This is a genomic window from Streptomyces sp. NPDC045021 (genome assembly GCF_056432645.1).
The window spans coordinates 17608-41939 of the sequence record NZ_JBWKIQ010000009.1 but is presented as its reverse complement, the minus strand read 5'-3'; the positions used below and the strand labels follow the sequence as shown (position 1 = coordinate 41939).

Sequence of the window (24332 nt, the reverse complement as noted above, 5' to 3'; positions counted from 1 at the left end):
CCCATGACGGATCCGTACCTGATCATCTCCTCGGACTGCCACGCCGGGCTGCCGACGGAGCAGTACCGGCCGTATCTCGACAGCAGGTTCCACGCGGACTTCGACGAGTTCCTCGGGCAGCGCCAGGCGCGCCGCGAGGCGATGACGCGGCTCGGGGTGCGCAACGAGGCTTTCGCGCAGAAATGGTTCAGCGACAACGAGGAGGGGTTGCGCGGCGGCTGGGACAGCGCGCAGCGCGAGAAGGAGCTCGACGGTGACGGGGTGGCGGCCGAGGTCGTCTTCCCGGACGCCGACGCCGTCGACAGCCAGACCGCCGCGCCCTTCGGGGTGGGCCTCGGGCTCTCCGGCGACCAGGACCCGGAGCTGGGCATGGCGGGGGCGCAGGCGCACAACCGCTGGCTCGCGGAGTTCTGCGCGGAACGCAGCCCGGAACGCCGCTGCGGGGTGGCGCTGCTGCCCATCACCGGCGACGTGGACGCGGTGGTGGCCGAGGTCCGCCGGGCGAAGGCGTCCGGCCTCGGCGCCCTGATGATCCCCGCCCGGTGGGTCGACAAGGCGGCCTACCACGACGCCCGTTACGACCCGGTGTGGGCGGTGGCGCAGGAGCTGGAGATGCCGGTCGTCACCCACTCCGGATCGGCCCCGCACCACGAGTACGGGGACCATCTGGGCATCTACGTCAGCGAGGTGACGTTCTGGCCGTCCCGGCCGCTGTGGTTCCTGCTGTGGGCCGGGGTCTTCGAGCGCTTCCCCGGACTGAAGTTCGGCATCGCCGAGTCCGGCTGCTGGTGGCTGCCGAACCAGCTGTGGTTCATGGACCGGCTCTACCTCGGCGCGCACGGCGGCAAGAAGCTCTCGCCGTTCGCCGAGCTGAAGCGGCCGCCGAGCGAGTACCTGGACCGCCAGGTCTTCATCTGCGCGACCAACACCAAGCGGCGCGAGCTGGCGCAGCGCTACGAGATCGGGGTCGGCAACATCCTGTGGGGCAGCGACTTCCCGCACCCCGAAGGGACCTGGCCGAAGACCCGGGAGTGGTTGAGGAACACCTTCCACGACATTCCGGTGACCGAGACCCGGCAGATGCTGGGGCTGGCCGCCGCCGAGGCCTTCGGCTTCGACACCGAGGCGCTGGCGCCGATCGCCCGCCGGATCGGCCCGACCCCGGCCGAACTGGGCCAGCCGGACGACCAGTCGGCCGTCGAGGCGTCCTGGGCGCGCGCCCGCGACACCGGACGGCACTGGCTGACCGGGCACGACTTCCCGTACGTGGGGATGGAGGCGGGCACATGACACCCACCGGCCCCGACGACCGCTACACCGTGATCTCGGCGGACTGCCACGCCGGCGCGGACCTGCTCGACTACCGGCCGTACCTGGCGGCCCGGCACCACGAGGAGTTCGACGCGTGGGCGGCCACGTACGTCAATCCGTACGAGGACCTGATCGCCCCCGAGGCGCCGCGCAACTGGGACTCCGGCCGCCGGCTCGCGGAGCTGGAGGCGGACGGCATCGTCGCCGAGGTCGTCTTCCCCAACACCGTGCCGCCGTTCTTCCCCAGCGGCTCGCTGCTGGCGCCCGCGCCCTCGAAGGAGGAGTTCGAGCTGCGTTGGGCCGGGCTGCGGGCCCACAACCGCTGGCTCGCCGACTTCTGCGCGCAGGCCCCCGGCCGGCGCGCCGGCGTCGCGCAGATCCTCCTCAACGACGTGGACGCGGCCGTCCGCGAGGTGCGGTGGGCCAAGGAGCACGGGCTGACCGGCGGCATCCTGCTGCCGGGAGCGCCACCGGGCTCCGGCGTCCCCGAGCTGTACTCGGCGGTGTACGACCCGCTCTGGGCGGTCTGCGACGAGCTGGACGTGCCGGTGAACCACCACGGCGGCTCGGCCTCCCCGCCGCTCGGCGACGAGCCGGCGGCCCGCGCGGTGTTCATGGTCGAGACGACGTGGTTCTCGCACCGGGCGCTGTGGCACCTGATCTTCGGCGGGGCGTTCCGGCGCCATCCCGGACTGCGGCTGGTCCTCACCGAGCAGGGGTCGGGGTGGATCCCCGCCGTGCTCGACATGCTGGAGTACTACCACGGGCGGCTGGTCAGCGCCGCGACCCGGGCGGCCACCGCCGAGGCCAAGTTCGGCACCGGGCTGGCGGACGCGATGGGCAAGGGCCCCCAGGCGGTGTGGCGGGACAACTGCTTCGTCGGCGCGAGCTTCATGCGCCCCCACGAGGTGCCGCTGCGCGACCGGATCGGCCTGGAGAAGATCATGTGGGGCAGCGACTACCCCCATGACGAGGGCACGTATCCCTACACCAGGGAGGGACTGCGGATCGCGTTCGCCGGGCTGCCGGCCGAGGAGGTCGCCGCGATGGTGGGCGGCAACGCCGCCCGCGTCTACGGCTTCGACCTCGCTCTGCTGGACGCGGTCGCCGCGAAGTCCGGTCCGACGGTGGCGGAGATCGCCGAGCCGCTGAAGGAACCGCCCGCCGACGCGACCAGCCCGGCGTTCGCGCCGGGGGGTTCGGTCCGCGTCTGGTGACGGTGGCGGCGGTGATGGTGGAGGGGGTGTTACCTCCGGCGGCGGGGAATACGGGGGAGAACCCCGCCGCCGGAAGAGTGGACGGACCGCGGAGCTCCGCGGTCCTAACGCAACGACACCATCCCGGCGGTGGCGGGACGGGCCGTACCGGGCCACGCCGTTGCGGCCGGCCCCGGCAGGTAGGGGGTCGGTGACGGACGTGCGGCGTCCTTGGCGGCACCGCACGCCGTCACCAGTACGAACGCGGAGAGCACAAGCACGGCCAGGCTTACCGCGGTGGGCAGGCTCGGCCTGTGCATGAGGGTTCCCCCGGTGGATCGGCTACAACTCCACAGTGCCGGGGCGGCGGGCACCCGGCCATCGTGGACCACCACGAGATCAACCACGACAACACCACGGCATATAGCGGCCGGTGTTCGGCCTCACCAAGAACATCGGCACGTACAACCCGCTGCGTGTGGCCACCCACGAGTACGCGGCCATGGCCCGCGACGTGAAGGCCGCCGGCTCCTGGCGGGCCCGCTTCGGCCACGTACTGCGCGGACCCTGCTGGCAGCCGGCCCCGGCGCCCGTCCCGGTCCCCGCCGCCGCGGTACCGGTGGCCGGGGAGCAGGCCGCGTGAGCCGGGCCCGTACGGAGCGGACGCTGCTCATCGCGCTCGCCGTCGTCGGCGCCGTCCACCTGGCCGCGATCCTCGCGGGCTGGGACCTGGGGCGGCACCTCACCAAGCCCGTCCTGCTGCCGGTGCCGGCCGGCTGGGCCGCGGCCCGCGGCGGCCCCCGGCCGCTGATCGCCGCGCTGCTGTTCGGCTGGGGCGGCGATGTCGCCCTGCAGATCGGCGGGGACCTGGCGTTCCTGGCCGGGCGGCGCTCCGCCGCGCCGCCGGGTACGCCGTGGTGCGGCTGGTGATGATCCTTCTGCTGTGGGGCGGGCTGGCCGCGCCGATGCGGATCCCGGTCGCCGGGTACAGCCTGCTGCTCACCGCGATGGCCACCGGAGCCGCCGGACTCGGCCCGCGCGCGGCGGCCGGCGGCGCGCTGTTCCTGCTCTGCCGACACGCTCATCGCCGTCGGTATCGCCGACTGGCCGCTGCTCCCGGCCCACGAATTCTGGATCATGCTGACGTACCTCGCCGCCCAGTACCTGCTGGCCGCCGCGCTGACCGGCCGTGACCCGCGGCATGCGGCCCCCGGACCGCTGGCGTACCGTGAAGTCACCCCATTGAGCTGAGCAGCAAGGACACCCCTATGCGCGCCACCGCCATCCACGCCCCGTTCGACATCAGGGTGGAGGACGTGCCCGACGCGGCGGTCCGGCAGCCCGGTGACGCCGTCGTCCGGGTGGTCCGCGCCTGCATCTGCGGCAGCGACCTGTGGGCGTACCGCGGCGAGGCGGCCCGCGAGCCGGGGCAGCGCATCGGCCACGAGTTCCTCGGCGTGGTCGAGGAGACCGGCTCCGAGGTGTCCGCACTGGCGGCGGGCGACCTGGTGGTCGCCCCCTTCATGTGGTCCGACGGTGTGTGCGAGTACTGCGTCGACGGCCTGACGACCTCCTGCGTGCACGGCGGTTTCTGGGGCTCGGTCGGCTCCGACGGCGGCCAGGGCGAGGCCGTCCGGGTGCCCTTCGCCGACGCCACCCTGGTCAAGCTGCCCGCCGAGGCGCTCTCCGACGACCGTCTGCTGTCCGGGCTGCTCGCCCTGTCCGACGTCATGGGCACCGGTCACCACGCCGCCATCGGCGCCGGTGTCGGCCCCGGCACGACGGTGGCCGTCGTCGGTGACGGCGCCGTCGGCCTGTGCGGGGTGCTCGCCGCCAAGCGGCTGGGCGCCGAGCGGATCATCGCGCTCGGCCGGCACGAGGCCCGCACCGACATCGCCCGCACCTTCGGCGCCACCGACGTCGTCGCCGAGCGCGGCGAGGCCGCGGTAGCGGCGGTCCGCGAGCTGACCCGCGGGCAGGGCGCGCACGCCGTCATCGAGGCGGTCGGCACCGAGCAGTCCATGCGGACGGCCGTCGGCATCACCCGCGACGGCGGCGGCATCGGCTACGTCGGCGTCCCGCACGGCAGTGGTACCGGCCTGGACCTCGGCGACATGTTCAACCGCAACATCGCCCTGCGCGGCGGCGTCGCGCCGGTCCGCAGCTACATCGCGGAACTGCTCCCCGACATCCTGTCCGGCGCCATCGACCCGTCCCCGGTCTTCGACCACGCGGTCGACCTTGAGGGCGTCCCCGGCGGTTACAAGGCGATGGACGAGCGCACCGCCCTGAAGGTCATCGTCAGGCTCTGACAGCGAAAACGCCGGGCGGGCCCGTTTCCAGGCCCGCCCGGCGTCAGCGGACGGATGTCACTTGGTGACGGCGTCCAACGCGTCGACGATGCCGTACCCGTAGAAGCTGTTCAGCTGCTTCGGGCCGGTGCAGGTGGCGTCCTGCACGCCGTTGCCGTCCGGGTCGTACAGGCCCGTCGGGCAGCCGGGGTTGTCGGCCTCGGCCTTGAGGAGCCACTGGATCTGCTCGGGCGTGGCGTGCGGGTGCCTGCTCTTGATGAGCGCCGCGACGGCCGCCACGTGCGGGCTGGCCATCGAGGTGCCCTGCAGGTAGCCGTAGGTGTTGCCGGGCAGCGTGGCCAGGATCCGGCCGTTCTTGTCCGGGGTTCCCGGGATCTGGTACTTGTCCCCGCCGGGGGCGGCGACGTCGATGACGCCCCGGCCGTAGCTGGAGTAGTACGACTTGAGGTTCTGCACGCCGGTCGCGGAGACCGTGACGACGCCGGGCAGCTGGGTCGGGATGTCGAAGCACTTGTGCGGGTCGACGGTGCGGTCGACCGGGGTGCCGTCGTCCGGGCTGGACGCGTCGGAGAGCGCGTTCGAGTCCAGGTCGTCGTTGGAGTTGCCGGCCGACGCGACGTTCAGTACGCCCTTGCGCTCGGAGTACTTCGACGCGCGGTTGACCGCGTCGACGATCGCGCGCTGGTCCGGGTCGTCCAGGCAGTTGTAGAGCCACGGGTCGATGTAATAGCTGTTGTTCGTCACCGAGATGCCGTGGTCGGCGGCGAAGACGAACGCGCAGACCACGCTCTCCGGGTAGAACAGGCTGGTGACGGGGTCGCTGACCTTGATGGCCGCGACCTTGACGTTGGGCGCGACGCCGGCCACACCGATGCCGTTGCGCGCGGCCGCGATCTCGCCCGCCACATGCGTGCCGTGGTAGTCGCTGGCCGGGTCGTACGGGCGCCAGGCGCCCGGGGTGGTGTCCGCCACTCCGCCGACGCAGTTCGCGGACTGCGAGGCGGAGAAGTTCGCGGCGAGATCCGGGTGCGTGTCATCGATGCCGGTGTCGATGACACCGACCGTGACCTTCCGGCTGCCCGGGTTGATCTTCGCGGCCTGGTCGGCCTTGATGGCCACCAGATCCCACTGGTTCGCCTCCAGCGGCTCCTGCCCGACACCGGCCTTCGCGGTGGCCGCGGCGACCTGGGCCGCGGTGAGCCGCTCCGGCGCGCCCAGCTCGGTGGTCGAGGCGGGGGCGATGGCGGCGGTGCGGGTCGCGCCCGCGGTCTGCACTCCATGGGCCGTGCGTATCGCGGCGGCGAAGCCCGGGTTCGCCGAGTGCACGACGATGACGCCTATCTTCTCGTACGAGATGACCACCTGGCCGCCGGCCCGGGATATCGCACGTTCGACGCTCTTGATGGTGCCGTGGTCCACCTTGGTGTTGACCACGTACGACAGCAGCGGGCCGTCGGCGGCCGCCGTTCCGTCCGCCGCCGACGCCGAAGCGGCGCCGGGCAGGACGGCGAGCGCTGCCGCCAACGCCATCCCGACGGTCGCCGCGAGCGCGCGGCGCCGTCCGGACCGTCTGTGAAGAGGAACCATGGGATCTCCAATCGTCCAACGACCCGTCCTGGCGGCACGGTTGCCGTTGGACGGGTACATGACGATGGAAGCTATCGTCGTATCGGCGGCGCCATCAATGGATTGCGGTGGAAATCCCGGATTCCTACCGGATTCCCGTTCGGACCAATGGCGCGTCAGCCATCGGCGTGGCCCGAGCGCAGCGCCTCGATGCTCAACAGGGGTATGACCACCCGCGGCCCGTACCACCGGCCCGGCGCCGCGCGGCCGGCCGGTTGCGGAGCCGCGGCCACCGGGACGGCCAACCGGACGGCCCCGTAAGGCAGTCGGTGCGGACCCGGTGGCGGGGAACTCGGCGGGGTGTTCACGGGCGATGTCCTCGGTGCTGCGTCACGGCCGCGTCAGGGCCGCTTCGTGGCGGTGCTGGGCGCTCTGTACAACGAAGCGCCCCGGTCCCGGTGTCGGCCCTGCTCCGGATGGCGGCAGTTTTCACCCACGGCCTGTTGAACACCCGCCGTCACACCTCTAACATGCGGTCTCCGATCATCGACGTGACGCAGATCACTCATGGAGGCACCGTGGATCCCGCACCACCGTCCGCCACCCCGGGCCCGCCGACCCCCGCCTCGTACTCCGAGGTCGAGGCGAGCCCGGAATTCGGCGAACTACGGCACTCCTACCGGGTGTTCGCATTTCCGGTCACCGTCGCCTTCCTCGCCTGGTACCTGCTGTACGTGCTCCTTTCGAGTTACGCGGGCGGGTTCATGGCGACCAAGGTCGTCGGCCACATCAACGTGGCCTTCGTCTTCGGCCTCGCGCAGTTCCTCACCACGTTCCTCATCGCGTGGATATACGCCCGGTACGCGAATGCCCGGCTCGACCCGGGGGCCGAGGCCCTCAAGGCGCGACTGGAGAACGGCGCAACGTCCGCCCGGCTGGACCCGAGCGCTGATGTACCCAAGGCGCGGCTGGAGAAGGACGCAACGTTGGAGGACCGCTCATGACCACCGGCACGTTCAATCTGGCGGCCGAGGCGGCGGCGTCCGAGCACCGCTCCCTGATCATCACGCTCTTCTCCGTCTTCGTCGTCATCACTCTCGGCATCACCGTCTGGGCCGGCCGTCAGACGAAGGACGCCACCGACTTCTACGCGGGCGGCCGCGGCTTCACCGGGTTCCAGAACGGTCTGGCGATCTCCGGCGACTACATGTCCGCCGCGTCGTTCCTCGGTATCGCCGGCGCCATCGCCCTCGTCGGGTACGACGGGTTCCTCTACTCGATCGGCTTCCTGGTCGCCTGGCTGGTCGCCCTGCTGCTGGTCGCGGAGCCGCTGCGCAACTCCGGCCGCTTCACCATGGCCGACGTGCTCGCGTACCGGCTGCGCCAGCGCCCGGTGCGGACCGCCGCCGGCACCTCGACCATCGTTGTGTCGATCTTCTACCTGCTGGCCCAGATGGTCGGCGCGGGCGCGCTGGTCTCGCTGCTGCTCGGCGTCACCGGCGAGGGCCCGAAGCGGCTGATCGTGGCGCTGGTCGGCGTCGTCATGGTGCTGTACGTGACGATCGGCGGCATGAAGGGCACGACCTGGGTGCAGATCATCAAGGCCGTGATGCTGATCCTCGGCACCTTGCTGATCACGATCCTGGTGCTCAACAAGTTCCACTGGAACCCGTCCACGCTGCTGGGCGCCGCGGCCGAGAAGAGCGGCCATGGGCACAAGTTCCTGGAGCCCGGCCTCAAGTACGGCATCGACAGCACCAGCAAGATCAACTTCATCTCGCTCGGCCTGGCCCTCGTCCTGGGCACCGCCGGGCTGCCGCACATCCTGGTGCGCTTCTACACCGTGCCCTCCGCGAAGGTCGCCCGTAAGTCCGTGAACTGGGCGATCGGCATCATCGGCGGCTTCTATCTGATGACCATCGCCCTCGGCTTCGGCGCCGCTGCCCTGGTCGGCGCCGCCAAGATCAAGGCGAGCGACAAGTCCGGCAACACCGCGGCGCCGCTGCTCGCCGAGTACGTCGGCGGTGGCCCCGGCACGACCGGCGGCGCGATCCTGCTCGCGGTGATCTCCGCGGTGGCCTTCGCCACCATCCTCGCGGTCGTCGCCGGCCTCACCCTGGCCTCATCGGCCTCGTTCGCGCACGACCTGTGGGCCAACGTCATCCGCAAGGGCAGGGTCAGCGAGAAGAACGAGGTCGTCACCGCCAAGATCGCCGCGGTGGCGATCGGCGCGGTCTCCATCGCGCTCGGCATGTACGCCACCAAACTCAACGCGGCGGCCCTGGTGGCGCTCGCCTTCGCGGTCGCCGCCTCCGCCAACCTCCCGACCATCCTCTACAGCCTGTACTGGAAGAAGTTCACCACCTCGGGAGCGACCTGGTCGATCTACGGAGGGCTGTTCTCCTCGGTCTTCCTGGTGATCTTCTCGCCGGTCGTCTCCGGCGCCCCCGACTCCCTCTTCACCGGCAGCGACTTCCACTGGTTCCCGCTGTCCAACCCCGGCATCGTCTCCATCCCGCTGGGCTTCCTGCTCGGCTGGCTGGGCACGGTCCTGTCCAAGGAGCAGCCGGACCTGGAGAAGTACCAGGAGCTGGAGGTTCGCTCCATGACCGGCGCCGGAGCGCACTGAGCCGGACATGAGCAGCAGGTTCAACAAACTGTTGCAATACGGGGCCCATCGCGTACGCTGCGGCGATACGCGGTGGGCCACCGTGGTCCTAAGCTGGAGTGGCGGGCGCACCTGGTGCCCGCGAGGGAGGCGGAACGCGTGCTGATCGACACCTACGGACGCGTGGCCACCGATCTGCGGGTCTCGCTGACCGACCGGTGCAACCTGCGCTGCACGTACTGCATGCCCGAAGAGGGCCTGCAGTGGCTCGCCAAGCCCGAGCTGCTCACCGACGACGAGATCGTCCGGATGGTACGGATCGGCGTCACCGACCTCGGCGTCAAGGACGTCCGCTTCACCGGCGGCGAGCCGCTGCTGCGCCCCGGCCTGGTCGGCATCGTCGAACGCGTCGCGGCCCTCGAACCCCGCCCCAGGATCTCGCTGACCACCAACGGCATCGGCCTGGGCCGGACCGCCGCCGCGCTGCGCGACGCCGGCCTGAACCGGGTCAACGTCTCCCTCGACACCCTGCGCCCCGACGTCTTCCAGGCCATGACCCGGCGCAAGCGCCACCACGACGTCATCGGCGGGCTGGAAGCCGCCCGCGCCGCCGGGCTGGCCCCGGTCAAGGTCAACGCGGTCCTCATGCGCGGGGTCAACGACGACGAGGCCCCCGACCTGCTCCAGTGGGCCGTCGAGAACGACTACGAGCTGCGCTTCATCGAGCAGATGCCGCTGGACGCGCAGCACGGCTGGCAGCGCAGCGACATGGTGACCGCCGAGGAGATACTGGAGAGCCTCCAGACCCGCTTCACGCTCACCCCCGAGCCCAACGGGGCCCGCGGCTCCGCCCCCGCCGAACGCTGGCTGGTGGACGGCGGCCCCGCCCGGGTCGGCGTCATCGCCTCGGTGACCCGCCCCTTCTGCCGCGCCTGCGACCGGACCCGGCTCACCGCCGACGGCCAGGTCCGCGACTGCCTCTTCGCCCGCACCGAGTCCGACTTGCGCGCCCCGCTGCGCTCAGGCGCCACCGACGCGGAGATCGCCGCTCTGTGGAAGACCGCGATGTGGGGCAAGAAGGCCGGCTCCGGCCTCGACGACCCGTCGTTCCTGCAGCCCGACCGCCCGATGTCGGCGATCGGCGGCTAGGGCCCGTCCGGCCGCTCACGAGCGGCCCGTCCGGCCCCGGAGCCCGACGGGCCGGACCGCTTTTCCGTCCGCTATCAGGACGCCCCCGGGCCCCCGGATGCCGTGGGATTCTCCTCCGCCGCGGGGTCCGCCGGGTCCCGCCAGTCCGCGAACGGCACGACGTCCTTCAGGAACCCCCGCAGGTCCAGGAACTGGGACAGGTGCTCACGGTGCTCGTCACAGGCCAGCCAGGTCTTGCGGCGGTCCGGGGTGTGCAACTTGGGGTTGTTCCACGCCAGCACCCACGCAGCGGTGGTGCGGCAGCCCTTGGCCGAGCAGATCGGCGTCACGTCGTTCATAACTGCCAGTAAACATGGCGACGCCGGGCAGCCACGGGGGGAGCCGCCCGGCGTCGGTCCGTCGCTCCGACGGGGGATGCGGAGCGCGTACGAAGTATGTCACGCGTGCACCCCGGTCGAGGAGTGGATCCTCATGATTGATCTGAGCTTTTCTTGAGGTTTTCGGCCGGGTGCTGATCGGCTCCGACCGCTCTACGGACCCTGCGGATCTTCCGTTCCGGGCTCCACGTGACCCTCCAGTACGACCGGCTCCAGCATCGGCCGGGTCGGCGGCGGGACGAAGGTCGACGGCAGCGACGGCGCGTTCTCCCGCCCCGCGTTGGCGATGACGACCGCGACATAGGGCAGCAGCGCGCCCAGCACCAGCGCGACCCAGGCCAGCGGCCGCTGTACGTTCCACAAGGTCACGGTCGCGATGACCGAGGCGGTACGGACCAGCATCGAGATGACATAGCGGCGCTGCCTGCCCTGTACATCCTGCGTGAGGCTGGTCCGGGCTCCGGTGATCCGGAAGACCTCGCCGTCACTGTGCTTCCGCATCACATTCCACCGCCCGCTCGGCCCACCGGGCCGTACCGAATTCTGTTGCGGGGACCCGCCCCAGACCCTTCTCACGGTACGCCGCGGGTCCGCCGCATTCGAGACCGGGGCCGCCCCGCGAGTGGCGTGCGAACCCCGTCGTACAGCGTATGGACGCCCCCGACATGCGGCGTAGCCCACCCCGGATCAGACTGACGGCACGAGTGCATCGTCACTCGAACGCGAGGAGGCGTGTGACATGAGTTGGTTGTGGGCGATCATCGTCGGTCTGGTTCTGGGTCTGATCGCGAAAGCGATCCTTCCCGGCAAGCAGTCCATCCCGCTGTGGCTGACCGCGATCTTCGGCATGCTCGGCAGCATCCTGGGCAACGCGGTGGCGACCTGGGTCGGCGTCAACGACACCAAGGGCATCGACTGGACCCGGCACCTGCTGCAGTTGCTCGGGGCCATCGCGGTGGTGGCCGTGGGCGACGGACTGTGGGCGACGATCAGAGGCAGGAAGGAAGCCTGACCCGACAGCATCAGCCCCACCACCAACCACGACCTGGCCCCGGCCCCGCCCGCTCCCGCTTTCCCGCGGACTCAGACCGGGCGCTGTCGCAACCGCGCCGGCGGAACCCGGTCCGTCAGCCACACGCCGTTGGCGCTGACCCGGAAGACATGGCCCTCGGCGGCCAGCCCGGCAGCGTCCACCTCCAGCACCACCGGACGGCCGTGCCGCGATCCCACGCGCACGGCCGTCTCCACGTCCGCCGACAGATGGACGTCCTGCCGGGACATCGGCAGCAGCCCGTCCCGGAGGATCAGCGGCAGGGTCCTCGTCGCGGTGCCGTGGAACAGCACGTCGGGCGGCGGCGCGGCCGCCAGGCCGAGCTCCACCGGGACCGAGTGCCCCTGGCTGGCCCGGATGCGCCGCCCGTCCGTCGAGTACTCGTACCGCTTCTTGTTGTTCGTCGCGACGACATGGTCCAGCTCGGCGCGCGAGAAGCGGCGGCCCACCCGGTCGCAGGCGGCGATCAGCTCGTCCACCGCCACCCAGCCGCCCTCGTCGAGGCTCACCCCCACAGCTCCCGGGTTGTGCCGCAGCACCATGGCCAGGAACTTCGAGACCTTGACCGTCCGCTTCTCGTCCACCGTCGTCACCCTCCTGATCGGGCCGTCAGACCCCCTGGCTGACCGAACTCATGTTGAAGTCCGGGATCCGCATGGCGGGCGCCGCGGCCCGGGTGAAGTAGTCGCTCCACTCGCGCGGCAGCGTCCGCTCGGTGCGGCCCGTCTCGGCGACCCGGCCGAGCAGGTCCACCGGTGACTCGTTGAACCGGAAGTTGTTCACCGCGCCCGTCACCTCGCCGTTCTCGACGAGGTAGACCCCGTCCCGGGTGAGGCCGGTGAGCAGCAGCGTCGCCGGATCGACCTCGCGGATGTACCACAGGCAGGTCAGCAGCAGCCCGCGTCCGGTGGCCGCGACCATCTCCTCCAGCGATTTCGTGCCGCCGCCCTCCAGGATCAGGTTGTCGCCGGCCGGAGCCACCGGCAGGCCGGTGAGGCCCGCGCTGTGCCGGGTGGTGGGCAGCCGGTTGAGCACCCCGCCCCGGATCCAGTCCACCGGACCGACCGGCAGGCCGTTGTCGAAGACCGAGGAGTCGTCACCCGAGGCGTGCGCGATGACGAACGGCGCCGACTCCAGGCCGGGCGCGTGCGGGTCGCTGCGCAGCGTCAGCGGCAGCTCGGAGAGCTTCTCCCCGACCCGGGTGCCGCCGCCGGGCTTGCTGAACACGGTGCGGCCCTCGGCCGCGTCCCGGGCGCCGGACGACCACAGCTGGTAGATGGCCAGGTCCGCGACGGCGGTCGGCGGCAGCAGCGTCTCGTACCGGCCGGCGGGCAGCTCGATGCGGCGCTCCGCCCAGGCGAGCCGCTGCGCGAGCTCCGCGTCGAGCGCCGCCGGGTCGACGTCCTTGAAGTCCCGGGTCGAGGCTCCGGCCCAGGCGGACCGGGAGCGGTCCGGCGACTTGGCGTTGAGCTCCATGGTGCCGGTCGGCTGGTCGTGCCGCAGCCGCAGCCCGGTGGAGCTGCCGAGGTAGCTGGAGGTCACCGAGTGGAAGGCGAAGCCGTACAGCTGCCGCCCGCCGGCCCGCGCGGTCGCGAAGGACTCGCCCAGCGCGGGGGCGAACGATCCGAAGACCTCGGAGGAGGTCTCCGCCGGCGGCTCGGTGAAGCCGGCGGAGTGCGCGGTGCCCTCGACGAGCGGCTGCGCGTCCTCGGCTGGTCCCGCGGCGCGGGCCGCCGCCTCCGCGGCCCGGACCAGCGGCTCCAGGTCGTCGGTGGTCACCGCGGAGCGGGACACCACGCCGGAGGCGGTGCCCTGCGAGCCGTTCACCGTCGAGATGACGGTGAGGGTGCGGCCGCGGGTCACACCGTTGGTGGTCAGCGCGTTGCCCGCCCAGCGCAGGTTGGCGCTGGACTCCTCGTCCGCGATGACGACACAGCCGTCGGCGCGGGACAGTGCCAGGGCGCGCTCGACGATCTCGTGCGGCGCGGTGCTGCGGGGGCTCATCGGCCGGCCTCCTGCGTCGTGTTGAGGATGTTGACACCGCGGAACAGGGCGGACGGGCAGCCGTGGCTGACCGCCGCGACCTGGCCGGGCTGGGCCTTGCCGCAGTTGAAGGCGCCGCCGAGCACATACGTCTGCGGGCCGCCGACGGCTTCCATCGAGCCCCAGAAGTCGGTGGTCGTGGCCTGGTAGGCGACGTCCTTGAGCTGGCCCGCGAGCCGGCCGTTCTCGATCCGGAAGAACCGCTGGCCGGTGAACTGGAAGTTGTAGCGCTGCATGTCGATGGACCAGGAACGGTCACCGACGATGTAGATCCCGCGCTCGACGCCGCCGATCAGCTCCTGCGTCGACGGCCCGTCCTGCGAGGGCTGGAGCGAGACGTTCGCCATCCGCTGCACCGGCACATGGCCGGGGGAGTCGGCGTACGCGCAGCCGTTGGACCGTTCGAAGCCGGTGAGCTTCGCGATCCGGCGGTCCAGCTGGTACCCGACCAGCGTGCCGTCCTTCACCAGGTCCCAGGTCTGCCCGGCGACACCCTCGTCGTCGTAGCCGATCGTCGCGAGACCGTGTTCCGCGGTGCGGTCCCCGGTGACGTTCATCAGACCGGAGCCGTACTTCAACGTGCCCAACTGGTCGAAGGTGGCGAAGGAGGTGCCCGCGTAGGCCGCCTCGTACCCCAGCGCCCGGTCCAGCTCCGTCGCGTGGCCGATCGACTCGTGGATGGTCAGCCACAGGTTGGACGGGTCCACGACGACGTCGTACGAACCGGCCTCCACGGTCGGGGCGAGCATCTTCTCCGCCAGCAGCTCCGGGATCTGCGCGAGTTCGGTGTCCCAGTCCCAGCCGGTGCCCGTCAGGTACTCCCAGCCGCGGCCGACCGGCGGGGCGAGGGTGCGCATGGAGTCGAAGTCGCCGCTGCCAGGGTCCACCGCGACCGCGGTGAGCTGCGGGTGCAGCCGCACCCGCTGCTGCGTGGTGACGGTGCCCGCGGTGTCGGCGTAGAACTTGTTCTCCTGGACGGTCATCAGGGACGCGTCCGCGTGCGCGACCCCCTTCGCGGCGAGCAGCCGTTCGCTCCAGTCGGCGAGCAGCGCCGTCTTCTCCGCGTCCGGGACGTCGAAGGGGTTGGTCCCGTACTCGGAGACCCACACCTTCTCCGCGTGCACCGGCTCGTCCGCCAGCTCGACCCGTTCGTCGGACCCCGCGGCCGCGATCACCTTGGCCGACAGCCGCGCCATGGCGACCGCCTGGCCGGCGACCCGCGCCGCCGCGTCCATCGTCAGATCGACGCCGGACGCGAATCCCCAGGCGCCGCCGTGCACGACGCGGACCGCGTATCCGGTGTCGGTGGTGTCCGACGCGCCGGACGGCCTGGCGTCCCGCAGGCGGTACGCGGCGCTGCGGATCCGTTCGAAGCGGAAGTCCGCGTGCTCCGCTCCGAGCGCCCGGGCGCGGGCGAGTGCCGCGTCGGCCAGCGCCCGCAGTGGCAGCGCCAGGAATGACTGATCGACCTCGTGAGGCACAGCGGCCTCCCCCTTCGCCCAATTCGACAGGTCTGATTCGACAGGTCTGCGCAGTGAATCATGCCGGTCGGACGTCCGGACGGCCACGGTATATCCGGCGCGTTCCGCGATCGGATGATGATCCGTCAGAAGCCAATGGGGACAGGCCTCTTGTCGTTGGTCCAGACCAATCCTATGCTCGGTCTGCCGTCCCCCCGCCCCTGTCCGCGCAGTCATGACAAACGGCACGACAAGGAGCCCCCACATGCCAACCCCCCACATCCCCGTACCCCCGCCGCGCCGACCGGCGCTCCGCCGTGCCGCCGTGGCCGGCGCCGCGGGCGCCGCCGCCCTGGCGCTCGTCGCCCTCACCCCGGTCTCCGCGAGCGCGCACGGCGCCCTCAGCAGCCCCGTCAGCCGGATATCCGCCTGTTACGCCGAAGGCCCCGAACACCCCCAGTCCCAGGTCTGCAAGGACCTCGTCGCGATGAGCGGCACCCAGCCGCTCTACGACTGGAACGAGGTGAACATCGCCAACGCCGACGGCCACAGCCGGGAGATCATCCCCGACGGCAAGCTGTGCTCGGCCAACCGCGACAAGTACAAGGCCCTCGACATGGCCCGCACCGACTGGCCCGCCACGAGCGTCTCCGCCGGCTCGTTCAACGTCGGCTTCCGTGTCACCGCGCCCCACCGCGGCGTCATGACCCTCTACATCACCAAGGCCGGCTACGACCCGACGAAGCCGCTCAAGTGGTCCGACCTGGACACCAATCCGATCGCGACCTACACGACCAGCTCCTCGGCGACGAGCGGCTACTACAACTTCACCGCGACGCTGCCCAGCCGCTCCGGCCGCCATCTGATCTACCAGGTCTGGCAGCGCACCGACAGCCCCGAGGCGTTCTACGGCTGCTCCGATGTCGTCTTCGGACAGGGCACCGCCGCCGCGGCGCCTGCCGCGCCCAGCGACCAGCAGATCGCCGCCGGAGCGAGCCGGTCGACGGTCAGCCATCAGGGCCACGGCGGGGACACCTCCCTCGTCGCGCAGAACGCGGCAGCGAGCGGCCAGGCCGCCGGCACGCTGAAGGCGGCACTCGGCGGCAGCGCCGTTCTCGCCGCGGGAGCCGTCGGAATGATCCTCCGCGGCCGCCGCCGAACGGCTTCCCGCACGCAGGCGTAGTTCCGCCTACTGTAGGGACCCGACAGGGACAGCCTGATGCCCCTGTCGGGGCCGGTTCCCTGTATCTCCGCCCGGACCGATAGTTTCGTGGTGATAGCCACAACTATGGGAAAGGGTGATCCGTTGAGCCGCTCGGTTCTCGTCACCGGAGGAAACCGGGGCATCGGCCTCGCCATCGCCCAGGCCTTCGCCGACGCGGGTGACAAGGTCGCCATCACCTACCGCTCGGGCGAGCCACCTGCGGGCTTCCTCGCGGTGCGGTGCGACATCACGGACGCCGAACAGGTCGAGCAGGCCTACAAGGAGATCGAGGAGAAGCACGGCGCGGTCGAGGTGCTGGTCGCCAACGCCGGCGTCACCCGCGACCAGCTGCTGCTCCGGATGACCGACGAGGACTTCACCTCGGTCCTGGACACCAACCTCACGGGCACCTTCCGCGTCGTCAAGGCAGCCGCCCGGAAGATGCTGCGGGCCCGCAAGGGCCGCATCGTGCTCATCTCCTCGGTCGTGGGCCTGCTCGGCTCCGCGGGCCAGTCGAACTACGCCGCCTCCAAGGCCGGCCTGGTCGGCTTCGCGCGCTCGCTCGCCCGTGAGCTCGGCTCGCGCAACATCACCGTGAACGTCGTGGCCCCCGGCTTCGTGGACACCGACATGACCCGCACGCTCAGCGACGAGCAGCGCGAGAAGATCGTCGGCCAGATCCCGCTGGGCCGTTACGCGCAGACCGCGGAGATCGCCTCCTCGGTCCGCTTCCTCGCCTCCGAAGAGGCCGCATACATCACTGGTGCCGTCATTCCCGTAGACGGCGGATTGGGCATGGGTCACTGATCACCATGAGTGGAATTCTCGAAGGCAAGCGCATCCTGATCACCGGAGTGCTGATGGAGTCCTCCATCGCGTTCCACACCGCCAAGCTGGCGCAGGAGCAGGGCGCTGAGATCATCCTCACCGCCTTCCCGCGGCCCACCCTGACCGAGCGCATCGCCAGGAAGCTGCCGAAGCCCACCAAGGTCATCGAGCTGGACGTGACCAACGCGGAGCACCTCGGCTCGCTCGCGGACACCGTGCGCACCGAGCTCGGCAGCCTGGACGGGGTCGTGCACTCCATCGGCTTCGCGCCGCAGGACGCGCTGGGCGGCAACTTCCTCAACGCCCCGTGGGAGTCCGTCGCCACCGCGATGCACGTCTCCGCGTTCTCGCTGAAGTCGCTCACCATGGCGTGCCTGCCGCTGATGAGCAACGGCGGCGGCTCGGTCGTCGGCCTCACCTTCGACGCCCAGTACGCCTGGCCGCAGTACGACTGGATGGGCCCGGCCAAGGCGGCACTGGAGGCCACCTCCCGCTACCTCGCCCGCGACCTGGGCAAGCAGAACGTCCGCTGCAACCTGATCTCCGCCGGACCGATCGGCTCGATGGCCGCCAAGTCCATCCCGGGCTTCTCGGAACTCGCGGACGTCTGGAACCACCGCTCCCCGCTGGAGTGGGACATGTCCGACCCGGAGCCGACCGGCCGTGGTGTCGTCGCCCTGCTCTCGGACTGGTTCCCGAAGACGACCGGCGAGATCATCCACGTCGACGGCGGTCTGCACGCGGTCGGTGCCTGACCCGTACCGCTCCTGACGCACGGAGAACGCCCGGCCCCGACGCCTCGACAGCGTCCGGGGCCGGGCGTTCTCCGTGCCCGGGGGTCAGGGGGTGTCGAGCCCCCGGCAGTGGAACGCGTGCCCGGCGGCCTCGGCCGACGCCAGCTCCGCGTCGCCCGCGCGGATCGCCTCCAGCATCCGGGCGTGGTCCAGATGCTGCTCGGGGCTGAGCACCTCGCCGACGTCCGCGCGCAGGAAGTCGCGCAGCACCTCGCCGAAGTCCGCGTAGAGCTCGACCAGCACGTCATTGTGCGAGGCGCCGACGACCGCGAGGTGCAGCGTCGCGTCGGCATCGACGAACGCGGCCGCGTCCCCGGACTCCCAGGCCCGCTCGCGGCTCTCCAGCAGTGCGTCGAGATGCCGCAGATCGCGGTCGGTGCGGCGGCGGGCGGCCAGCCCGGCCGCCGATGCCTCCAGGGCGCTGCGCAGCTCGGCGACATGCCGCGGATCGGCGTCCGCGAACCGGCGGTGCATGACGCCCGCCAGCTCGCTGGTGGCCCGCACGTACGTGCCGGAGCCCTGCCGGATGTCGAGCAGGCCGTTGTGGGCCAGCGCCCTGACCGCCTCGCGGACGGTGTTGCGGGCGACGCCGAGCTGTTCGACCAGCTCCGGTTCGGTCGGGATGCGGGAGCCGACCGGCAACTCACCGGACGTGATCTGGGTACGCAGCCGGGCGATCACCTGGTCGGCGAGCGTGGACTGCCGGGGGAGTGGACCGAGATTCATCCCATCATTCTATGATGGGTGCATGCGCGATGACGAACCCCTTACCCTCGACCGCGACAAGGGCGTGTCCATACCGGTCATACCGGGATCCGCACCCGGATCCGCACCTCGATCTGGACCCCGATCCGCGCCGGTCTCCGGGACCGCTCCCGGGTCGGAAACGGCGGCGCTTCCGGTCTGGACCCGGCGCCTCGTCCTCGCCGGGCTGGTTCTCGCCGCGCTGAACCTCCGTCCCGCGGTCACCAGCCTCGGGCCGCTCATGAAGGAGGTCAGGGCCGGCCTCGGGATGAGCGGCGCCGTCGCGGGGCTCCTCACCTCCGTGCCCGCCCTGTGTTTCGCGCTCTTCGGCATCGCCGCCCCGCGGCTGGCCCGTCGCTTCGGCGCGGGCGCCGTGGTCTGCGCGGGTATGGCGGCCATCGCCACCGGACTGCTGCTGCGGCCGTTCGCGGGCGGCACCGTGCTCTTCCTCGCCGCCAGCGCCCTCGCACTCGCGGGCATCGCGGTCGGCAACATCCTGATGCCGGTGATCGTCAAGCGGTACTTCCCCGACCGGGTCGGCGCGATGACCGGGCTCTACTCGATGGCGCTCTCCCTCGGCACCGCGGCCGCCGCCGCGGCGACCGTGCCCCTGACCTCCGCCATGGGCCATGGCTGGCGGCTCGGCCTGGGTGTCTGGGCGGTGCTCGCGGTCGTCGCGATCGTGCCGTGGCTCGGGCTGGTGCGGGACCGCAGCGCCGCCGCGCGACCCGCCGCCGCGGCCGCCGGCCGAACCGGATCCGGCAGCGGCACCGAAGGCGGCGGCGGACGGATCATCCGCAGCCGTACGGCCTGGGCGCTGGCCTGCTTCTTCGGGCTGCAGGCCACCGCCGCCTACGTCACGATGGGCTGGATGCCGCAGATCTTCCGCGACGCCGGGCTCTCCGCCGGCACCGCGGGCCTGCTGCTGGCCGTGACGATGGTGATGGGCGTCCCGCTCTCCTTCGCGCTGCCCTCGCTCGCCGGGCGGATGCGGCACCAGGGTCCGCTCGTCGTTGTCCTCGGCCTCTTCGGCCTCGCCGGGTACACCGGCCTGTGGCTGGCCCCGGCCGGCGCTCCCTGGGTGTGGGCGCTGCTGCTCGGCATCGCCAACTGCGCCTTCCCGCTGGCCCTGACGATGGTCGGGATGCGCTCGCGCACCGGAGCGGGAGTGGTGCGGCTGTCGGCCTTCGCGCAGAGCACCGGCTATCTGATCTCGATCCCGGGACCGATCCTGGTCGGCGCCCTCTACCAGCACAGCGGCGGCTGGGACCTGCCCATCGCGCTGATGGCCGCGCTCATGGTGCCGCAGATCGTCGTCGGAGTGCTGGCCGGACGCAACCGGTACATCGAGGACGAACTGTGACAGCGCCGCCGGTGACCCCGCCGCTGCCCTCCACGGCGCCGGTGCGAGACTGAAGCCATGCCCGTACTTGAGCCCAACCCCCCGCAGAGCCAGAAGCGGCTGATGATCATCATCGGTCTGATGCTGGCTGTTCCGGCCTTCGTCGCGATCATCGCGACCGTCGCGGCCAGGTTCGGCTGAACCGCCGCCCCTGAGGCCGATGGTGGGGACAACCCCACCATCCCTAGGGGGGCCAGGTCAGGGTCAAGTGGGTGGCCCGCCCGATGGGATCTTGGAGCGCCGATCCGTACTTTCGAAGTGTCAGAACATCCCGGCACTTCACGGAGGCGGTCACCGTGTCCACCCAGTCCATCCAGGCACCCAACCGGTCCTCGCGACACACGGTCGGCCAAGGGGTTGGCGGGGTCCAGACGCGCCTTCCGTGGTGGGCCGTCGCCCTGCCCGCGCTCGCCTTCGCCGCGCTGCTCATGCTGATCGCGGGACCCGGCCAGAGCGACACCTCCGCGGCCGAGCCCGCCGGCCATCTCATCGCACGAATCGCGGACGCGCTCCCCGGTATCGCACAGCACCTCCTGTGACGAGCGGTGCTTACGGCTACCCCGCGCCTGATCGCGGATTTTCTGGAAAGCTGAGGGGCATGAGCGTCGACTCGCCCCGCACGATCGTCCTACTCCGTCACGCCAAGGCCGACTGGCCGTCGGTCGCCGACCACGAGCGGCCACTGGCCGAGCGCGGCCGTACGGACGCCTCCGTGGCGGGCCGCCGGCTTGCGGACGCGGGGCTCGCCCCCGACCTGGTCCTGTGCTCCACCGCCGCCCGCACCCGTGAGACCTGGAAGCTCGCCGCGCACGAGATGCCGCAGCGCCCCAAGACCGTCTACGAGGAGCGGCTGTACGAAGCGAGCCTGGGCGAGCTGCTGGCCCTGCTCAACGAGACCCCCGAAGACATCGGCACCCTGCTGGTCATCGGCCACAACCCCGGCATGCACGCCCTCGCCGACGCCCTCGCGGGCACCGCCGAGGCCGAAGCCCTCGCCCGGATGAACCGCGGCGGCTTCCCGACCGCGGCCTTCGCCGTCATCACGCTCTCCGGCTCCTGGAAGTCCGTCGAGCACGGCGTGGGCAGGCTCGCCGACTACTGGGTGCCGCACGAGGCCTGAGCCCACGACGACCTGGCCCTTGAGGCGGCCTGAGCCCGCGAGATCTAGCGGGATTCGGTCGGGGCGCCGTCCAGCTCGTCGGCCGCCTCGACCTCTTCCCGCGTGATGCCCAGCAGGTACAGGACGGTGTCCAGGAACGGCACGTTGACCGCGGTGTCGGCGGCCTGCCGGACGACCGGCTTGGCGTTGAAGGCGACACCCAGCCCGGCCGCGTTCAGCATGTCGAGGTCGTTGGCCCCGTCACCGATCGCGACGGTCTGGCTCAGCGGCACCCCGGCCTGCTCGGCGAAGCTCCGCAGCAGCCGCGCCTTGCCGGCCCGGTCCACGATCGGTCCTGTCACCCGGCCGGTGAATTTCCCGTCCACGACCTCCAGGGTGTTGGCGGCCGCGAAGTCCAGCCCCAGCCGCTCCTTGAGATCGTCGGTGACCTGGGTGAAACCGCCCGAGACGATCCCCACCTGGTAGCCGAGCCGCTTGAGCGTGCGGATCAGGGTACGGGCGCCCTTGGTGAGCCGGACCTCGGCGCGGACCTTGTCCACCACCGACGCGTCCAGCCCCGCCAGCAGCGCCACCCGGGCGTGCAGCGACTGCTCGAAGTCCAGCTCGCCGCGCATCGCCGCGGCGGTGACCTCGGCGACCTCCGCCTCGCACCCGGCGTGCGCGGCGAAGAGCTCGATCACCTCGTCCTGGATGACGGTGGAGTCCACGTCCATGACCACCAGCCGCTGGGCGCGGCGCTGCAGCCCGGCCGGGACCACCGCCACATCCACCCCGCGCGCGGCGGCCTCCGTCGCCAGCGCGGAGCGCAGCGCCAGCGGATCGGCGCCCGAGACGGCGAACTCGACGGCCGTCACCGGGTACTTCGCGAGCCGGAAGATCCGGTCGATGTTGCCGCCGGTGGCGGTGATGCAAGCCGCTATGGCGGCGGTCGACTCGGCGGTCAGCGGGTGGCCCAGGACGGTCACATGGGAACGTCCCTCACCACGCGGCCGGTTGTCGCCGATGCCGGAGATGATCTCGGCCTGCATCTTGATCGACTCGGACCAGCTGTGCACGGTGGCGCGCAGCTCGCCCTCGGCGCCGGGCGCGGCCGGCGCGGTGACCAGCGCGCACAGCACCATCCGGCCCCGGGTGACGACCTGTTCGATGTCCACGACGTCCACGCCGAACGCGGCGAGGGTGTCGAAGAGTCCGGCGGTGATGCCTGGGCGGTCCTTGCCGAAGATCTTGACGAGGAGGGTGGGCGCGTCCTCGGAGGGAACGGCGGCGACAGGGAGGGGCTGCGTGGCGTCGTTCATGGTGACACCACCGTATCCGGAGGCCTCGAGGACGCGACGAGCCGTCCCGCGTGGCGGACACCCATCCTGACCAGCGAGCGACGGAAACGGCCTGAAGGGGGCCGGAAGGCGACGGGGAGGTGACAGGAAGGCGGCCCGAAGGCGGCCGGAAATCCTGACGGCGTTCCGGGCCCTGTACTAGCCGCGCCCCCGGGGCGCACCCGGCGGAGGCGGTGGTTCGCGCGGCGGGTCGGGCCACTTGTCGGAGCCGCCCTGGGACCGGCGCGGCGGTGGCGGGGGCAGCGGCGTGCCGGCCACCGTCTGGGCCACGTGCGGCGAGTCGTTGCCGGCGCCCCCGGCCGGCGCGGCCGGCTGCTTGTACGGGTTCGGCCCGTCCTCCTCCGGGCGGTATGCCGGGCTGGGAACGTACGGCCCCGGCTCGTACGCGATGGCCGGGTACGTACGCGCGGAGTCGCCCGCCGTGCTTCCCGGCGCCCGGCCGAGCGCCAGCGGCGCCGCCTGCCGCCCCGCGGCGCCGGTCGCCAGGGCCAGCAGCGCGCCCGCGCCACCCGCCCCCGCACCCCAGGCGGCGCCCAGCAGCAGCGCCAGCGGGACGCTGCCGTGCAGTTCGATCCCGGCCCCCACGGCGTCGAAGCCGAAGACCGACAGGTTCGCGTTCACCGAGACCCCGGTGAGCCACACCAGCAGCGGGAACGCGGCGGCCGTCACGACCCCCAGGCGCAGCGCGCAGCGCCCCACGTATCCGGCGCGCGGTCCGGTACCGACCGGGGTGCGGGTCGCGGTGAGCGCCCCGGCGGTCAGCATCATCAGTGCCACCGCGACCGGCAGCAGCCAGACCCGGTTGTCCAGCTCGGCGAGGCGGCCCGGCGTGATGGGCTCGTTGACCCCGCCGCTCAGCAGCCGGTCGATGGGATCGGGCAGCAGCTTGGCGAGCTCCCCGGTGGCGGTGCCCTTCCACTGGACGAACAGGCCCAGCGGCACAGCGAGCCAGACCCCGTTGGGCGCGCCGAGGAGCGCGGCGCCCATGATCCGGCCCGGCTCGTCGCCGGTGACTGCCGCGTAGCCTGCGGCGGCGAGGCCCGCCACGACCGCGAGCACCAGCACCCCGCACAGCGCGGATGCGGCGGGCCGCACCACCCGGTGCACGGCCTGCCACCCCGGCGGCAGCGGCGTACGGCGCGAGGCGAGCAGCGCGATCAGCAGCACCACCAGCACCCACACCAGGCCGCGCAGCAGCGTGGGCACGGTGTCGACATGGAAGCCCACCGATGTCTTGGCCTTGATCAGACCCTGCAGACCGTCGGAGAGTCCGCCGCCCCCGATGTCCCCGATACCCGGCAACTTGTCCAGCAGGCCGCCGGCCTGGGGAGCGCCGAGCGAGGCGCCGTCGATGGCGATGGTGTCCTGGCCGGCCCAGGCCAGTCCGCCGAGCAGGGCGGTGAAGAGCGCCGCGACCGCGAACACCCGGGCGGCCAGTTCGCCGGCCGAGACGACCGTTCCGGCCTTCCGTAACGACCGCAGGAAGACCCACACCAGCAGCAGCGCGCCCACCAGGCTCACGCCCAGCGGCATGACGCCGATGGCGCCCTGGGTGCCGGCGCTGTCCATCCCGAACACGGCGACGTCACCCGACGGGACGACCCGCCCGCCCACGCCCATCGCGACCACCGCGGCCGTCATCGTTCCGAGCGAACCGGCGGTGTCCGCCCCGAGCAGATGCAACCCGAGCGCGGCCGTGCCCGTCATGGCCAGAAACGCCCAACTCACGGAAGCGATGGCGGAGAGCAGTACGCTCACCCAGGGCGTGGTCCTAGCGGTCATCCCGGCCCCCCGAGGTTGTGTCCTTGGGCGGTTACTACTCTCCGGTGG

At 71.7% G+C, this 24332-nt stretch carries 25 protein-coding genes and 1 pseudogene; 16 read left to right on the top strand and 10 right to left on the bottom strand.

The window, feature by feature from the left end; all coding sequences use genetic code 11:
• Window positions 1-3 precede the first annotated feature (3 nt).
• Both AC07DC_RS25650 and AC07DC_RS25645 read left to right on the top strand, forming a co-directional pair.
• The gene (locus tag AC07DC_RS25650) at window positions 4-1290 is read left to right on the top strand and encodes an amidohydrolase family protein (RefSeq protein ID WP_478916835.1); all 1287 of its coding nucleotides are present in this window, start codon (window positions 4-6) and stop codon (window positions 1288-1290) included.
• Window positions 1287-2528, top strand: coding sequence for an amidohydrolase family protein (locus AC07DC_RS25645; RefSeq protein ID WP_478916834.1), 1242 nt, complete (start codon window positions 1287-1289; stop codon window positions 2526-2528). The genes AC07DC_RS25650 and AC07DC_RS25645 overlap by 4 nt, the downstream gene beginning before the upstream one ends.
• Window positions 2529-2632: 104 nt before the next feature.
• Here the strand turns inward: AC07DC_RS25645 and AC07DC_RS25640 are convergent, their stop codons facing one another.
• A complete protein-coding gene (locus tag AC07DC_RS25640) occupies window positions 2633-2827 on the bottom strand; it encodes a hypothetical protein (RefSeq protein ID WP_478916833.1) in 195 nt (64 codons plus the stop codon).
• Between the two features lie 107 nt (window positions 2828-2934).
• Here AC07DC_RS25640 and AC07DC_RS25635 point away from each other — a divergent pair.
• From AC07DC_RS25635 to AC07DC_RS25625, 3 genes and pseudogenes are all read left to right on the top strand, one after another.
• Window positions 2935-3150, top strand: a pseudogene (locus tag AC07DC_RS25635) (sterol desaturase family protein); the annotation flags it as partial.
• Window positions 3147-3437, top strand: coding sequence for a hypothetical protein (locus AC07DC_RS25630; protein ID WP_478916832.1), 291 nt, complete (start codon window positions 3147-3149; stop codon window positions 3435-3437). The pseudogene AC07DC_RS25635 and the gene AC07DC_RS25630, both read left to right, overlap by 4 nt.
• A 338-nt stretch (window positions 3438-3775) precedes the next feature.
• A complete protein-coding gene (locus tag AC07DC_RS25625; RefSeq protein WP_478916831.1) occupies window positions 3776-4819 on the top strand; it encodes a zinc-dependent alcohol dehydrogenase family protein in 1044 nt (347 codons plus the stop codon).
• A 57-nt stretch (window positions 4820-4876) separates the two neighbouring features.
• Here the strand turns inward: AC07DC_RS25625 and AC07DC_RS25620 are convergent, their stop codons facing one another.
• On the bottom strand, window positions 4877-6406 hold the full coding sequence (locus AC07DC_RS25620) for a S8 family peptidase (RefSeq protein ID WP_478916830.1): 1530 nt from the start codon (window positions 6404-6406) through the stop codon (window positions 4877-4879).
• 509 nt (window positions 6407-6915) lie between these two features.
• On the opposite strand from AC07DC_RS25620, the gene AC07DC_RS25615 reads away from it, so the two are divergent.
• The 3 genes from AC07DC_RS25615 to moaA all read left to right on the top strand — a co-directional run bounded on the left by AC07DC_RS25615 (window position 6916) and on the right by moaA (window position 10142).
• Complete coding sequence (locus AC07DC_RS25615) at window positions 6916-7389, top strand: DUF485 domain-containing protein (protein WP_478916829.1); 474 nt, start codon at window positions 6916-6918, stop codon at window positions 7387-7389.
• A complete protein-coding gene (locus AC07DC_RS25610) occupies window positions 7386-9014 on the top strand; it encodes a solute symporter family protein (RefSeq protein ID WP_478916828.1) in 1629 nt (542 codons plus the stop codon). Before AC07DC_RS25615 ends, AC07DC_RS25610 begins: the two co-directional genes overlap by 4 nt.
• Before the next feature lie 138 nt (window positions 9015-9152).
• The gene (gene moaA, locus AC07DC_RS25605) at window positions 9153-10142 is read left to right on the top strand and encodes a GTP 3',8-cyclase MoaA (RefSeq protein ID WP_478916827.1); all 990 of its coding nucleotides are present in this window, start codon (window positions 9153-9155) and stop codon (window positions 10140-10142) included.
• Between the two features lie 74 nt (window positions 10143-10216).
• Here the strand turns inward: moaA and AC07DC_RS25600 are convergent, their stop codons facing one another.
• Window positions 10217-10480 carry a hypothetical protein gene (locus AC07DC_RS25600; RefSeq protein ID WP_478916826.1) on the bottom strand — a complete coding sequence of 88 codons (264 nt, stop codon included), beginning with the start codon at window positions 10478-10480 and terminating at the stop codon, window positions 10217-10219.
• Between the two features lie 192 nt (window positions 10481-10672).
• A complete protein-coding gene (locus tag AC07DC_RS25595) occupies window positions 10673-11020 on the bottom strand; it encodes a DUF3099 domain-containing protein (RefSeq protein WP_478916825.1) in 348 nt (115 codons plus the stop codon).
• A 238-nt stretch (window positions 11021-11258) separates the two neighbouring features.
• Between AC07DC_RS25595 and AC07DC_RS25590 the strand changes: the two genes are divergently transcribed.
• Window positions 11259-11531: a GlsB/YeaQ/YmgE family stress response membrane protein gene (locus AC07DC_RS25590; protein WP_478916824.1), complete on the top strand. Its 273-nt coding sequence runs from the start codon at window positions 11259-11261 to the stop codon at window positions 11529-11531.
• Between the two features lie 71 nt (window positions 11532-11602).
• Here AC07DC_RS25590 and AC07DC_RS25585 read toward each other — a convergent pair whose 3' ends face one another.
• From AC07DC_RS25585 to AC07DC_RS25575, 3 genes are read right to left on the bottom strand one after another with little or no spacing between them, the layout of a single operon-like run.
• The gene (locus AC07DC_RS25585; RefSeq protein WP_478916823.1) at window positions 11603-12154 is read right to left on the bottom strand and encodes an RNA 2'-phosphotransferase; all 552 of its coding nucleotides are present in this window, start codon (window positions 12152-12154) and stop codon (window positions 11603-11605) included.
• Window positions 12155-12179: 25 nt separating this feature from the next.
• Window positions 12180-13574, bottom strand: a complete 1395-nt coding sequence (locus AC07DC_RS25580; protein WP_478916822.1) for a metallopeptidase TldD-related protein — start codon at window positions 13572-13574, stop codon at window positions 12180-12182.
• A complete protein-coding gene (locus AC07DC_RS25575; protein ID WP_478916821.1) occupies window positions 13571-15094 on the bottom strand; it encodes a TldD/PmbA family protein in 1524 nt (507 codons plus the stop codon). Before AC07DC_RS25575 ends, AC07DC_RS25580 begins: the two co-directional genes overlap by 4 nt.
• A gap of 244 nt (window positions 15095-15338) precedes the next feature.
• On the opposite strand from AC07DC_RS25575, the gene AC07DC_RS25570 reads away from it, so the two are divergent.
• The 3 genes from AC07DC_RS25570 (at window position 15339) to fabI (ending at window position 17860) form a co-directional block, all read left to right on the top strand.
• The gene (locus AC07DC_RS25570; RefSeq protein ID WP_478916820.1) at window positions 15339-16256 is read left to right on the top strand and encodes a lytic polysaccharide monooxygenase auxiliary activity family 9 protein; all 918 of its coding nucleotides are present in this window, start codon (window positions 15339-15341) and stop codon (window positions 16254-16256) included.
• A gap of 123 nt (window positions 16257-16379) precedes the next feature.
• Window positions 16380-17084, top strand: coding sequence for a 3-oxoacyl-[acyl-carrier-protein] reductase (gene fabG, locus AC07DC_RS25565; protein ID WP_478916819.1), 705 nt, complete (start codon window positions 16380-16382; stop codon window positions 17082-17084).
• 5 nt (window positions 17085-17089) lie between these two features.
• Window positions 17090-17860 (top strand): enoyl-ACP reductase FabI, encoded by a 771-nt coding sequence (gene fabI / locus AC07DC_RS25560; protein ID WP_478916818.1) that lies wholly within the window; start codon window positions 17090-17092, stop codon window positions 17858-17860.
• Between the two features lie 84 nt (window positions 17861-17944).
• On the opposite strand, the gene AC07DC_RS25555 is transcribed toward fabI, so the two are convergent.
• Window positions 17945-18625 (bottom strand): FadR/GntR family transcriptional regulator, encoded by a 681-nt coding sequence (locus tag AC07DC_RS25555; protein ID WP_478916816.1) that lies wholly within the window; start codon window positions 18623-18625, stop codon window positions 17945-17947.
• A gap of 22 nt (window positions 18626-18647) precedes the next feature.
• On the opposite strand from AC07DC_RS25555, the gene AC07DC_RS25550 reads away from it, so the two are divergent.
• The 4 genes from AC07DC_RS25550 (at window position 18648) to AC07DC_RS25535 (ending at window position 21165) form a co-directional block, all read left to right on the top strand.
• Window positions 18648-20006: a CynX/NimT family MFS transporter gene (locus tag AC07DC_RS25550; RefSeq protein WP_478916815.1), complete on the top strand. Its 1359-nt coding sequence runs from the start codon at window positions 18648-18650 to the stop codon at window positions 20004-20006.
• A gap of 57 nt (window positions 20007-20063) precedes the next feature.
• Window positions 20064-20186 (top strand): SGM_5486 family transporter-associated protein, encoded by a 123-nt coding sequence (locus AC07DC_RS25545; RefSeq protein ID WP_478916814.1) that lies wholly within the window; start codon window positions 20064-20066, stop codon window positions 20184-20186.
• Between the two features lie 170 nt (window positions 20187-20356).
• On the top strand, window positions 20357-20584 hold the full coding sequence (locus tag AC07DC_RS25540; protein WP_478917111.1) for a hypothetical protein: 228 nt from the start codon (window positions 20357-20359) through the stop codon (window positions 20582-20584).
• Window positions 20585-20643: 59 nt separating this feature from the next.
• Entirely contained in the window at window positions 20644-21165 is a 522-nt protein-coding gene (locus tag AC07DC_RS25535; RefSeq protein WP_478916813.1) for a SixA phosphatase family protein, read from the top strand.
• Window positions 21166-21209: 44 nt separating this feature from the next.
• Here AC07DC_RS25535 and serB read toward each other — a convergent pair whose 3' ends face one another.
• Window positions 21210-22463 carry a phosphoserine phosphatase SerB gene (serB, locus tag AC07DC_RS25530; RefSeq protein ID WP_478916812.1) on the bottom strand — a complete coding sequence of 418 codons (1254 nt, stop codon included), beginning with the start codon at window positions 22461-22463 and terminating at the stop codon, window positions 21210-21212.
• Between the two features lie 177 nt (window positions 22464-22640).
• Complete coding sequence (locus AC07DC_RS25525; RefSeq protein ID WP_478916811.1) at window positions 22641-24284, bottom strand: streptophobe family protein; 1644 nt, start codon at window positions 24282-24284, stop codon at window positions 22641-22643.
• Between the last annotated feature and the right edge of the window lie 48 nt (window positions 24285-24332).